A 13,017-nucleotide genomic window follows, 5' to 3' on the forward strand; every position below is an offset into this window, starting at 1 on the left:
TTCCTACCCCTCACCCTGGCCCTCTCCCCGGAGGGGAGAGGGGACGGCTGGCGAGGTGTGTTAGTGATTCATTTCTATCGGTTTCGGTTCAGGCTGGATCTCTTGCACATTTCCGTAGCGTTTCGCATACAGCGCCGTGATGATGGGCACCAGGATTGCGGTGACAATCACGCTGGCGGCAACCATTGCCGTCGCGGACGCGGCCACCGGTTCGAAGGCCGGGTTAATCTGGGCGATAATCACCGGGTTTGCAACGGCAGCACCTGCGGCTGAAGAGGCGGCGACGCCCGCCGTGCCGTTTCCTCCCCCGATTACGCGGTCAGCAATGATCAGCGGAATACCGGTGATGATGATAACCGCGAAACCCAGCACAATTCCCAGCAGTCCCGTATCAAGAATTACGTTCAGGTTGATGGTATTACCCAGTGCAAAGCCAAAGAACGGGATGAGCACTGGCGTTGCTTTGCTGAAGAAATCACGCAGGTCGTGATCCAGATTGCCCAGCGCGAAGCCGATCAGGAACGGCAGGATCGCGCCGACAAAATGGTGGGGCTCAAAAGAAGCCAGGCCAGCGGACCCCAGGATCAGCATCGTCATGAGCGGGCCGGACTCCAGAGACATCAGGACGAATGCACCTGACTCTTCTTTCGTTCCGTACTGGTTCATCAGGCTGGCATACAATCCGCCGTTCGTCATGTCCATCGCCGAGACAATCGCCAGAACAGATAATCCGGCGAAGAAACCGGTCTGAATTCCATTCTCCGGAATGAACATCGCGCATATCATTGCGACCACCCACGCAACCGCTATTTTGGTTATCACCAGCGTTCCGGATTTGCGTAATACGGTACCGGTTGCCCGCAAATTAATGGATGCGCCGATACAAAAGAACCAGACCGCCAGAATGGGAACGGTACCCGTAATCATTCCTTTTGTGAAACCGCCAAAATAAGCTCCGGTATCAGGCGCTAATGTATTCAGAATGGCACCGAGTACCAGCGGAACCAGCATCATACCGCCCGGTATGCGTTCGATCGTGGCTTTAATCTTCATATCTAACCCTCACAATTTTACCTCTCATGGCGAGCGGTAGGTGCGAATAAAAAATCAATAAATTCAAGTTGATGAAGGGTGCTCTTGATGATTTGTTTGTGATAACCCTGCACCGAAATTCAGTCAGCGCTCTCGTTTTCTCTCGTCAGAAAACACGCATCGCTATGTTTCAGGAATTATCATGCGATCGATGGAATATTGATTCAATGAAAATAAAACGGTGTTTTAGTTATCTTCATCACATATTGAATGTAAACTTTACGACGCGTTGTGAGAGCTGAAAATTTATGTAAATCTCTTGAAAAAATATGGTTTTTTATTTTGTTGGGGAAAGAAAAACAATGAGGACGAAAATGAGCATTCCGGAGGGTTAAGAAGGTACTTATTTGCGGTAGTTGACAAAAAATGTCTTCACCTGACGCAGTATAAATATATGTGTGAAGTTGATCACAAATATAAACGCTGGTAGGGTAAAAAGGTCATTAACTGCCCAGACAGGCGTCAACAGGTTCGGTTGTATCGACGTAAAACGTCAATGTAAGTAAACCTGCTACGCTTGAAGATGGAGGTTCGCATGGAGCGAATCTCAGGTTCACAGAGTGCAAGTCGGCTGTGGAACGGACAGGGCTAAGTCTACGAGGAAAGCTATGCTAAGAAGGAAAAAGGTTAAACCCATTACGCTTCGCGACGTCACCATTATTGATGACGCCAAACTGCGTAAAGCGATCACCGCCGCCTCGCTCGGTAATGCGATGGAATGGTTCGATTTCGGTGTCTACGGCTTTGTTGCCTATGCATTAGGTAAAGTGTTCTTCCCCGGTGCTGACCCAAGCCTGCAGATGATTGCCGCGCTGGGTACATTCTCCGTTCCTTTCCTGATCCGCCCGCTGGGTGGTCTGTTCTTCGGTATGCTCGGGGACAAATACGGTCGCCAGAAAATACTCGCTATCACCATTGTGATTATGTCGATCAGTACATTCTGTATCGGCCTGATACCGTCCTACGCCACCATTGGCATCTGGGCACCGATTTTGCTGCTGCTCTGTAAGATGGCGCAGGGCTTCTCCGTCGGCGGGGAATATACCGGTGCGTCGATCTTCGTTGCGGAATACTCTCCTGACCGTAAGCGCGGCTTTATGGGCAGTTGGCTGGACTTCGGTTCGATTGCCGGGTTCGTGATGGGCGCGGGTGTCGTGGTTCTGATTTCAACCGTTGTCGGTGAAGAGAACTTCCTCGACTGGGGCTGGCGTATCCCGTTCTTTATCGCGCTGCCGCTGGGCATCATCGGCCTTTATCTGCGTCACGCGCTGGAAGAGACGCCTGCGTTCCAGCAGCACGTGGAGAAACTGGAGCAGGGTGACCGCGAAGGGCTGCAGGACGGCCCGAAAGTGTCGTTCAAAGAGATTGCGACAAAGCACTGGCGCAGCCTGCTGACCTGTATTGGTCTGGTGATTTCCACCAACGTCACCTATTACATGCTGCTGACCTATATGCCGAGCTATCTGTCGCATAACCTGCACTACTCGGAAGACCACGGCGTGCTGATTATTATCGCCATCATGGTCGGTATGCTGTTTGTGCAGCCGATTATGGGTCTGCTGAGCGACCGCTTTGGCCGCCGACCGTTTATCATCCTGGGTAGCGTGGCGCTGTTCGCGCTGGCGATCCCGGCGTTTATTCTGATCAACAGTAATGTGCTGGGTCTGATTTTCGCGGGTCTGCTGATGCTGGCGGTGATCCTGAACTGCTTTATCGGGGTGATGGCCTCTACCTTACCGGCGATGTTCCCGACGCACATTCGTTATAGCGCGCTGGCGGCGGCGTTCAATATCTCCGTTCTGATTGCTGGTCTGACGCCTACGCTTGCCGCCTCTCTGGTGGAAAGCACACAGAACCTGATGATGCCAGCCTATTACCTGATGGTAATCGCGGTAGTCGGTCTGGCGACCGGTCTGACCATGAAGGAGACGGCGAACCGTCCTCTGAAAGGAGCGACGCCTGCGGCATCCGATATTCAGGAAGCGAAAGAGATCCTGCGCGAGCACTACGACAACGTGGAGCAGAAGATTGAGGATATCGACGCCGAGATTGAAGAGCTGCAGAAGAAACGCTCTCGTCTTGTTGATCAACATCCACGAATTAATGAGTAATAAAAAACCCGCCGCTGGCGGGTTTTCTTTTATTAGCATCCGGCGGCGATATAGTCGCCGTTGGCGCTGATGGGGATGACCGTCAGAAACAGGACGGTCGCGAACAGGATCAGTACGATTCCACCGGCAATTTTAACGGCCGGCATCAACCACCTTAACGAGCGACTTTCCCCGAACCAGGCCACCGTGCGTTCACGGGCATAACGTACCGCCAGCGATAGCCCCATAATTGTGAGAGCCGTTCCCAGGGACATGGTCATGACTGCAGCCATGCCCCAGGTGACAATGCCCAGCGCGTTCGAAAACATCAGAATCATGATTGCGCCGCTGCACGGGCGTGCACCAATCGCCAGAATGACGCCCAGACGCGTTTTCCAGTCACCTTGTGCCAGATCTACGCCCACGCCGTGATGACCACAGCCACAGTGTTCACCGTGCTGATGAAGGGGAGTGATGGCAGAGATCCTCATTCTCTGCGGCCGCAGGCTTTTCAGCGCCTGATAAATGATGAATGCACCAAATGCGCCAATCAGCACGGCGCTTATCTTCTCGACATACCAGCGACTGGTGCTGATATCCCCTGATGCGAGGTTAAATCCTACTGCCAGAATAAAGACAAACAGAATGGCACTGACGCCCTGCATCAGGCTGCCAATGAAGGGGACCACTCGGGCGGCCAGCTCGCTCTCCTTATTGGTGGTCAGATAGGTCGTCACGATGAACTTCCCGTGCCCCGGCCCGATGGCGTGAAGGACGCCATAAAAGAAAGCGCCTGTTAAGAGCCATAATCCACCGCTGTACTGGTGGTTATTAAGCTGCAGTAGATACATCACCAGATAACGGTGCAGCGTAATCTGCGTGGCAAGGCACCACTGGATAAAGGCGTTCCAGTGCGTATGCAGCGTAAAAGCGGCGAAGAGGATGACCAGCAGCATCAATCCGGCCGTAGGGAGGCGCCAGTCGCGAGGCAGGCGTTGTGTATTCATCAGGGGGAGCTCTGCGGAGAAGAATATTTGCCGCTAGTATAGTTGATCTTCTCTTTCAGTTCGCAGGATCGCATCAGGATCTTGCTGTAATTGTGGATAACTCTGTGCGTAAAAGGGTATAAAGCGGGGTTTTGCTGGGGAATACAGCAGTCAGTCATTTTTTTGCAACTTTTCTGTTGCGGGCTGCTGAGAACTCCCTATAATGCGCCTCCATCGACACGGCGGATGTGAATCACTTCACAAACAGCCGGTTCGGTTGAAGAGAAAAAATCCTGAAATAACGGGTTGACTCTGAAAGAGGAAAGCGTAATATACGCCACCTCGCAACGGTGAGCGAAAGCCGCGTTGCACTGCTCTTTAACAATTTATCAGACAATCTGTGTGGGCACTCAAAGTGACATGGATTCTTAACGTCCTCGGACGAAAAATGAATACCAAGTCTCTGAGTGAACATACGTAATTCATTACGAAGTTTAATTCACGAGCATCAAACTTAAATTGAAGAGTTTGATCATGGCTCAGATTGAACGCTGGCGGCAGGCCTAACACATGCAAGTCGAACGGTAGCACAGAGAGCTTGCTCTCGGGTGACGAGTGGCGGACGGGTGAGTAATGTCTGGGAAACTGCCTGATGGAGGGGGATAACTACTGGAAACGGTAGCTAATACCGCATAACGTCGCAAGACCAAAGAGGGGGACCTTCGGGCCTCTTGCCATCAGATGTGCCCAGATGGGATTAGCTAGTAGGTGGGGTAACGGCTCACCTAGGCGACGATCCCTAGCTGGTCTGAGAGGATGACCAGCCACACTGGAACTGAGACACGGTCCAGACTCCTACGGGAGGCAGCAGTGGGGAATATTGCACAATGGGCGCAAGCCTGATGCAGCCATGCCGCGTGTATGAAGAAGGCCTTCGGGTTGTAAAGTACTTTCAGCGGGGAGGAAGGCGATAAGGTTAATAACCTTGTCGATTGACGTTACCCGCAGAAGAAGCACCGGCTAACTCCGTGCCAGCAGCCGCGGTAATACGGAGGGTGCAAGCGTTAATCGGAATTACTGGGCGTAAAGCGCACGCAGGCGGTCTGTCAAGTCGGATGTGAAATCCCCGGGCTCAACCTGGGAACTGCATTCGAAACTGGCAGGCTAGAGTCTTGTAGAGGGGGGTAGAATTCCAGGTGTAGCGGTGAAATGCGTAGAGATCTGGAGGAATACCGGTGGCGAAGGCGGCCCCCTGGACAAAGACTGACGCTCAGGTGCGAAAGCGTGGGGAGCAAACAGGATTAGATACCCTGGTAGTCCACGCCGTAAACGATGTCGACTTGGAGGTTGTGCCCTTGAGGCGTGGCTTCCGGAGCTAACGCGTTAAGTCGACCGCCTGGGGAGTACGGCCGCAAGGTTAAAACTCAAATGAATTGACGGGGGCCCGCACAAGCGGTGGAGCATGTGGTTTAATTCGATGCAACGCGAAGAACCTTACCTACTCTTGACATCCAGAGAACTTAGCAGAGATGCTTTGGTGCCTTCGGGAACTCTGAGACAGGTGCTGCATGGCTGTCGTCAGCTCGTGTTGTGAAATGTTGGGTTAAGTCCCGCAACGAGCGCAACCCTTATCCTTTGTTGCCAGCGGTTAGGCCGGGAACTCAAAGGAGACTGCCAGTGATAAACTGGAGGAAGGTGGGGATGACGTCAAGTCATCATGGCCCTTACGAGTAGGGCTACACACGTGCTACAATGGCGCATACAAAGAGAAGCGACCTCGCGAGAGCAAGCGGACCTCATAAAGTGCGTCGTAGTCCGGATTGGAGTCTGCAACTCGACTCCATGAAGTCGGAATCGCTAGTAATCGTGGATCAGAATGCCACGGTGAATACGTTCCCGGGCCTTGTACACACCGCCCGTCACACCATGGGAGTGGGTTGCAAAAGAAGTAGGTAGCTTAACCTTCGGGAGGGCGCTTACCACTTTGTGATTCATGACTGGGGTGAAGTCGTAACAAGGTAACCGTAGGGGAACCTGCGGTTGGATCACCTCCTTACCTTAAAGAACCTGCCTTTGTAGTGTCCACACAGATTGTCTGATGAAAAGTAAGCAGCAAGGCGTCTTGCGATTGAGACTTCAGTGTCCCCTTCGTCTAGAGGCCCAGGACACCGCCCTTTCACGGCGGTAACAGGGGTTCGAATCCCCTAGGGGACGCCACTTGCTGGTTCGTGAGTGAAAGTCACCTGCCGTCATATCTCAAAACTGACTTGCGAGTCATGTTTGAGATATTTGCTCTTTAAAAATCTGGATCAAGCTGAAAATTGAAACGACACACATGTTATGTGTGTTCGAGTCTCTCAAATTTTCGCAATCATGAAGTGAAACATCTTCGGGTTGTGAGGTTAAGCGACTAAGCGTACACGGTGGATGCCCTGGCAGTCAGAGGCGATGAAGGACGTGCTAATCTGCGAAAAGCGCCGGCGAGGTGATATGAACCTTTGACCCGGCGATGTCCGAATGGGGAAACCCAGTGCAATCCGTTGCACTATCGTTAACTGAATACATAGGTTAACGAGGCGAACCGGGGGAACTGAAACATCTAAGTACCCCGAGGAAAAGAAATCAACCGAGATTCCCCCAGTAGCGGCGAGCGAACGGGGAGCAGCCCGGAGTCTGAATCAGCTTGTGTGTTAGTGGAACGGTCTGGAAAGTCCGACGGTACAGGGTGATAGTCCCGTACACGAAAGCACACAGGTTGTGAACTCGAAGAGTAGGGCGGGACACGTGGTATCCTGTCTGAATATGGGGGGACCATCCTCCAAGGCTAAATACTCCTGACTGACCGATAGTGAACCAGTACCGTGAGGGAAAGGCGAAAAGAACCCCGGCGAGGGGAGTGAAAAAGAACCTGAAACCGTGTACGTACAAGCAGTGGGAGCCTCTTTATGGGGTGACTGCGTACCTTTTGTATAATGGGTCAGCGACTTATATTCTGTAGCAAGGTTAACCGTATAGGGGAGCCGAAGGGAAACCGAGTCTTAACTGGGCGTTAAGTTGCAGGGTATAGACCCGAAACCCGGTGATCTAGCCATGGGCAGGTTGAAGGTTGGGTAACACTAACTGGAGGACCGAACCGACTAATGTTGAAAAATTAGCGGATGACCTGTGGCTGGGGGTGAAAGGCCAATCAAACCGGGAGATAGCTGGTTCTCCCCGAAAGCTATTTAGGTAGCGCCTCGTGAACTCATCTTCGGGGGTAGAGCACTGTTTCGGCTAGGGGGCCATCCCGGCTTACCAACCCGATGCAAACTACGAATACCGAAGAATGTTATCACGGGAGACACACGGCGGGTGCTAACGTCCGTCGTGAAGAGGGAAACAACCCAGACCGCCAGCTAAGGTCCCAAAGTCATGGTTAAGTGGGAAACGATGTGGGAAGGCACAGACAGCCAGGATGTTGGCTTAGAAGCAGCCATCATTTAAAGAAAGCGTAATAGCTCACTGGTCGAGTCGGCCTGCGCGGAAGATGTAACGGGGCTAAACCATGCACCGAAGCTGCGGCAGCGACACTATGTGTTGTTGGGTAGGGGAGCGTTCTGTAAGCCGTTGAAGGTGGCCTGTGAGGGTTGCTGGAGGTATCAGAAGTGCGAATGCTGACATAAGTAACGATAAAGCGGGTGAAAAGCCCGCTCGCCGGAAGACCAAGGGTTCCTGTCCAACGTTAATCGGGGCAGGGTGAGTCGACCCCTAAGGCGAGGCCGAAAGGCGTAGTCGATGGGAAACAGGTTAATATTCCTGTACTTGGTGTTACTGCGAAGGGGGGACGGAGAAGGCTATGTTAGCCGGGCGACGGTTGTCCCGGTTTAAGCATGTAGGCGGAGGTTCCAGGTAAATCCGGTACCTTTTAACGCTGAGGTGTGATGACGAGGCACTACGGTGCTGAAGTAACAAATGCCCTGCTTCCAGGAAAAGCCTCTAAGCATCAGGTAACACGAAATCGTACCCCAAACCGACACAGGTGGTCAGGTAGAGAATACCAAGGCGCTTGAGAGAACTCGGGTGAAGGAACTAGGCAAAATGGTGCCGTAACTTCGGGAGAAGGCACGCTGATATGTAGGTGAAGCCCCTGCGGGTGGAGCTGAAATCAGTCGAAGATACCAGCTGGCTGCAACTGTTTATTAAAAACACAGCACTGTGCAAACACGAAAGTGGACGTATACGGTGTGACGCCTGCCCGGTGCCGGAAGGTTAATTGATGGGGTTAGCGGCAACGCGAAGCTCTTGATCGAAGCCCCGGTAAACGGCGGCCGTAACTATAACGGTCCTAAGGTAGCGAAATTCCTTGTCGGGTAAGTTCCGACCTGCACGAATGGCGTAATGATGGCCAGGCTGTCTCCACCCGAGACTCAGTGAAATTGAACTCGCTGTGAAGATGCAGTGTACCCGCGGCAAGACGGAAAGACCCCGTGAACCTTTACTATAGCTTGACACTGAACACTGGTCCTTGATGTGTAGGATAGGTGGGAGGCTTTGAAGCGTGGACGCCAGTCTGCGTGGAGCCGTCCTTGAAATACCACCCTTTAATGGCTGGTGTTCTAACGTAGACCCGTGATCCGGGTTGCGGACAGTGTCTGGTGGGTAGTTTGACTGGGGCGGTCTCCTCCCAAAGAGTAACGGAGGAGCACGAAGGTTAGCTAATCCTGGTCGGACATCAGGAGGTTAGTGCAATGGCATAAGCTAGCTTGACTGCGAGAGTGACGGCTCGAGCAGGTGCGAAAGCAGGTCATAGTGATCCGGTGGTTCTGAATGGAAGGGCCATCGCTCAACGGATAAAAGGTACTCCGGGGATAACAGGCTGATACCGCCCAAGAGTTCATATCGACGGCGGTGTTTGGCACCTCGATGTCGGCTCATCACATCCTGGGGCTGAAGTAGGTCCCAAGGGTATGGCTGTTCGCCATTTAAAGTGGTACGCGAGCTGGGTTTAGAACGTCGTGAGACAGTTCGGTCCCTATCTGCCGTGGGCGCTGGAGAATTGAGGGGGGCTGCTCCTAGTACGAGAGGACCGGAGTGGACGCATCACTGGTGTTCGGGTTGTCATGCCAATGGCACTGCCCGGTAGCTAAATGCGGAAGAGATAAGTGCTGAAAGCATCTAAGCACGAAACTTGCCCCGAGATGAGTTCTCCCTGAGACTTTAAGTCTCCTGAAGGAACGTTGAAGACGACGACGTTGATAGGTCGGGTGTGTAAGCGCAGCGATGCGTTGAGCTAACCGATACTAATGAACCGTGAGGCTTAACCTTACAACGCCGAAGATGTTTTGGCGAAGAGACACGATTTTCAGCCTGATACAGATTAACAGAATTTGCCTGGCGGCTTTAGCGCGGTGGTCCCACCTGACCCCATGCCGAACTCAGAAGTGAAACGCCGTAGCGCCGATGGTAGTGTGGGGTCTCCCCATGTGAGAGTAGGGAACTGCCAGGCATCAAACAAGTGAAGAGGCCATCCGAAAGGATGGCCTTTTTGCGTTTCTGCGCTGAAAAACGGCAGGCCGGGTAAGGCGAAGCCGACACCCGGCAAGTCAGACCGCGCACCACCTCACAATAAACTCAGCAATCCCATCCTCATCATTTAAATCCAGCACCGGAACCTCAGCATCGAGAGCAACATCGCTGGCCACCGCAATCACATGCTCATCCAGCGTTAACTCGCTGATATCGTGCCCGGCATCGCTTCTGAACAGCTTAAGAATAATGGCGTGGATGAAAATTAAGGTACAGAGAAGGGGAGCCAAAGGGTATCGCCGGTGTGTGGCAAGCAGAAGTGGGATGATGATAATGACATCAGCCAGGTGACGTAAACGCCCGCGAACACGAGGGAAAATTCAGTGCATTGCAAATACAGAAAAGCAAAAACCCAGCCATAGGCTGGGTTCTTTAAATAGTGGTGCCCGGACTCGGAATCGAACCAAGGACACGGGGATTTTCAATCCCCTGCTCTACCGACTGAGCTATCCGGGCAACGGAGCGCATTAAACCGCAATCACGTGAGGTCGTCAACACTATTTCGGGAAAAGCTGTTCAACTGCTCAAGTTTACGGCAATTTGCTGGCTTCTGGGGCAAAAAAGCCAAACTACGCTTATGTTAACGCCCCGCCCATACGACACTGAGCAAACCGCAAAATATCTTCCGCCAGGCGGTGCGCCGTATCCACATCGGCCTGGCTACGGTTCACCAGCATACGGCTCAGACAGCCCTCAAGTACGAGCTCCATCTGCCTGGCGACCATTGCCGGGTCATCCACTTCAAGCGTTGTCAGCAGTTCGTGGGTGAAGTCATGCGCCGCCCGTTTTTGCTGATCCGCCAACTGGTGAATAGGATGGCCGGGATCGGGAAAGTACGTGCAGGCGGCGATGAACAGACAACCTGGGTAACGGTTGTTGCTGACACATTCCGTCAGAGCAGTATAGCGTGCCAGCAGCTTTTGCTCCGCAGTCAGTTCTTCATTCAGCATCAGCTGCCTGCGCCAAATATCCACCTGCTGGCTGAGATAGCGCAGCGCATCATAAAGCAGCGCCTCTTTATCCGGCCAGAAGCGCTTAAGCTCATCCAGAGGGTAATCGATACGGTCGGCTACCATCTCAAGCGTGGTGCTGGCGATCCCTTGAATCTCAAGTAGTTGCAGGGCTTGTCCCAGTACGTCTTCGCGTTGCACGGTTATCTCCTCCGCTATTCCCAACGGTATGTCCCGTCTAAAGTGTTGTTTACGGTTGGCGATTGCGCAAATGCGCGCTGAATGCCGTTGCATCCATAAACCCGGTTACACGCTGTTCTGGCTGCTCGTCTCCCTGCTCATTGAAGAACAGAATGGTCGGTAGCCCGAGTACGTTAAGCTGTTTAAGCAGGGCCTTATCCTGCGCACTGTTGGCGGTGACGTTTGCCTGAAGCAATACCGTCTCTTTCAGGGCGTTTTGCACCTGCGGATCGCTAAAGGTGTATTTTTCAAACTCTTTGCAGGCGACGCACCAGTCGGCATAGAGATCGAGCATTACTGGTTTACCTTTTGCCTGAGCCAGCGCGCTGTTGAGCTCATCGACGTTCTTAACATGTATAAAGTTTAAATGCGCCTGCGTCTGGCCCACAGGCGAGCCGAACGCCCAATCCTGAAGCGGACGCACGCTCACCAACGCGGCGGCAAGCAGGAGAATTTGCACCAGACGCATCCACGCTTTTTTTGCCCCCAGGCTAACGATAAACGCCCAGGAGAAGAACGCCACGCCAAGCATGGCCCACAGGCGCAGACCCCACGCGTCACCCATGATTCGCTCCAGCAGGAACACCGGAAGCGCCAGGATGACAAAACCAAACGCGGTTTTCACCGTCTCCATCCACGGGCCGCTCTTCGGCAGCAGGCGATTGCCAAACACCGTCACCAGAATCAGCGGCAGGCCCATACCGAGCGCATAGAGATACAGCGTCCCCCCGCCGAGCCACATATTGCCGCTCTGAGCAATGTACAGCAGGATAGCGCTCAGCGGCGCAGTGGTGCAGGGGGAGCAAATTAACCCGGCGATGGCACCCATTGCGAATACGCCGCCCGCAGAGCCGCCCTGCTGGCGATTGCTCATCAGCGTTAAGCGGGTTTGCAGTGAGGAGGGCAACTGCAGCGTGAACAGGCCAAACATCGACAGCGCCAGCAGGATAAATACGGCTGACAGGCCGATAAGCACGTAAGGGTGCTGAAGTGCGGCCTGGAACTGCAGCCCGGCTGCGGCGACCACGAGGCCGAGCGCGGTATAGGTAAGCGCCATGCCCTGCACGTAGATAAACGCCAGCAGCAGCGCCCGGGCGGTGGAAAGGCGTTGCGTGCCGCCCAGTACAATCCCGGAGATAAGCGGGTACATGGGCAGGACACACGGGGTAAAGGCTATGCCGATACCAATCAGTAAGGCCCAAAGTGCTGAGAAAGGCAGATCGGAAGCAGCTTCGCCTTCACCCCTCACCCTGGCCCTCTCCCCTGAGGGGAGAGGGGAGGCTGCCGCTTTAACTTCACTAAGCGGAACGACCTTCGTTTCAGGGGGGTAGCAGAAGCCCGCGTCGGCACAGCCCTGATACGTTACCGTCAGCGTGGCATTTTTATCCGCCTGATTCACCGTGACGGGCACGCTCAGGCGCTGGCGATAAATTTCACTCTTACCGTAGAACTCGTCCTCGTGCCACTCGCCTGCGGGCATCTGCGGTGCGCCGACGTTAGCCTTTGCAGGCGTGATGCTGACCTGTTTGCGGTAGAGGTAGTATCCCTCTTTCACCTGCCAGGTCAGATTGAGGTCGTGCTGGTTTTGCTGAAAGTCGAAAACAAACGCCTGATCGGCAGGAATAAAGTTTGAACGGCCGGGTGCGTCAAACAACCCGGCAAATACTGACGTGCTGCACAGCAGCAGGATCAGCGTAAAGAAGCGTTGAGCCATGAGAGATAGTCGTTATCGCCGTGGACCACTGGCAGCACCAGCAGTTCCGGGGGTTTGGTAAGGATGATGAGACTTGAGGCAGTCGAGGAGCGCCTGCTGATTCGCCAGATTGGTTTTGAGCAACATCTGGACTTCGTACTCCTGCTCCAGCTTGCCTTCCCAGTAATAGAGGGAGGTGGCTCCAGGAAGAAGAGTTACGCAAGCAGCCAGTTTTTCGGCCAGCACCTTGGCGGCGAGATCCTGGGCAGAGGCTTCATCAGGGGCGGTACACAGTACGACAACAGCATCAGGCGTGTTCACAAGTCGACCTCCTCATCACGAAAGTCTTCACTATATCACGCAAGACGATTGGTCATTAATGAAACGGGCCGCAGAGCGGC

General features: G+C 53.6%; 5 protein-coding genes, 2 tRNA genes, 3 rRNA genes and 2 pseudogenes. 5 read left to right on the forward strand and 7 right to left on the reverse strand.

What is annotated here, in order from left to right; translation table 11 throughout:
* Nucleotides 1–60: 60 nt before the first annotated feature.
* Nucleotides 61–1,053 (reverse strand): 2-keto-3-deoxygluconate transporter, encoded by a 993-nt coding sequence (kdgT, locus tag MX657_RS02180; RefSeq protein ID WP_346807153.1) that lies wholly within the window; start codon nucleotides 1,051–1,053, stop codon nucleotides 61–63.
* Between the two features lie 647 nt (nucleotides 1,054–1,700).
* Between kdgT and proP the strand changes: the two genes are divergently transcribed.
* Complete coding sequence (proP, locus tag MX657_RS02185; protein ID WP_041911505.1) at nucleotides 1,701–3,203, forward strand: glycine betaine/L-proline transporter ProP; 1,503 nt, start codon at nucleotides 1,701–1,703, stop codon at nucleotides 3,201–3,203.
* A gap of 32 nt (nucleotides 3,204–3,235) precedes the next feature.
* Here proP and MX657_RS02190 read toward each other — a convergent pair whose 3' ends face one another.
* Nucleotides 3,236–4,189, reverse strand: coding sequence for a nickel/cobalt transporter (locus MX657_RS02190; RefSeq protein WP_346807155.1), 954 nt, complete (start codon nucleotides 4,187–4,189; stop codon nucleotides 3,236–3,238).
* A 495-nt stretch (nucleotides 4,190–4,684) separates the two neighbouring features.
* Here MX657_RS02190 and MX657_RS02195 point away from each other — a divergent pair.
* The 4 genes from MX657_RS02195 to rrf all read left to right on the forward strand — a co-directional run bounded on the left by MX657_RS02195 (nucleotide 4,685) and on the right by rrf (nucleotide 9,653).
* Nucleotides 4,685–6,224, forward strand: a 16S ribosomal RNA gene (locus MX657_RS02195).
* A gap of 85 nt (nucleotides 6,225–6,309) precedes the next feature.
* A tRNA-Glu gene (locus MX657_RS02200) sits at nucleotides 6,310–6,385 on the forward strand.
* Between the two features lie 183 nt (nucleotides 6,386–6,568).
* Nucleotides 6,569–9,472 (forward strand): 23S ribosomal RNA (locus MX657_RS02205).
* A 65-nt stretch (nucleotides 9,473–9,537) separates the two neighbouring features.
* Nucleotides 9,538–9,653: ribosomal RNA gene (rrf, locus tag MX657_RS02210) — 5S ribosomal RNA — on the forward strand.
* Together the 16S, 23S and 5S rRNA genes with 1 tRNA gene alongside form the textbook arrangement of a ribosomal RNA operon.
* A 97-nt stretch (nucleotides 9,654–9,750) precedes the next feature.
* Here the strand turns inward: rrf and MX657_RS02215 are convergent.
* From MX657_RS02215 to cutA, 5 genes and pseudogenes are all read right to left on the reverse strand, one after another.
* Nucleotides 9,751–9,915: pseudogene (locus MX657_RS02215) on the reverse strand (molybdopterin-guanine dinucleotide biosynthesis protein B); the annotation flags it as partial.
* Between the two features lie 198 nt (nucleotides 9,916–10,113).
* Nucleotides 10,114–10,189 (reverse strand) — tRNA-Phe (locus MX657_RS02220).
* A gap of 119 nt (nucleotides 10,190–10,308) precedes the next feature.
* A complete protein-coding gene (locus MX657_RS02225; protein ID WP_119917114.1) occupies nucleotides 10,309–10,884 on the reverse strand; it encodes a transcriptional regulator in 576 nt (191 codons plus the stop codon).
* 49 nt (nucleotides 10,885–10,933) lie between these two features.
* The gene (locus MX657_RS02230; RefSeq protein ID WP_119917115.1) at nucleotides 10,934–12,637 is read right to left on the reverse strand and encodes a protein-disulfide reductase DsbD; all 1,704 of its coding nucleotides are present in this window, start codon (nucleotides 12,635–12,637) and stop codon (nucleotides 10,934–10,936) included.
* Nucleotides 12,613–12,937, reverse strand: a pseudogene (gene cutA, locus MX657_RS02235) (divalent cation tolerance protein CutA). Before cutA ends, MX657_RS02230 begins: the two are co-directional and overlap by 25 nt.
* Nucleotides 12,938–13,017: the final 80 nt, after the last annotated feature.

This window comes from Enterobacter chuandaensis (genome assembly GCF_039718975.1).
In the GTDB taxonomy this organism is placed as follows: domain Bacteria; phylum Pseudomonadota; class Gammaproteobacteria; order Enterobacterales; family Enterobacteriaceae; genus Enterobacter; species Enterobacter chuandaensis.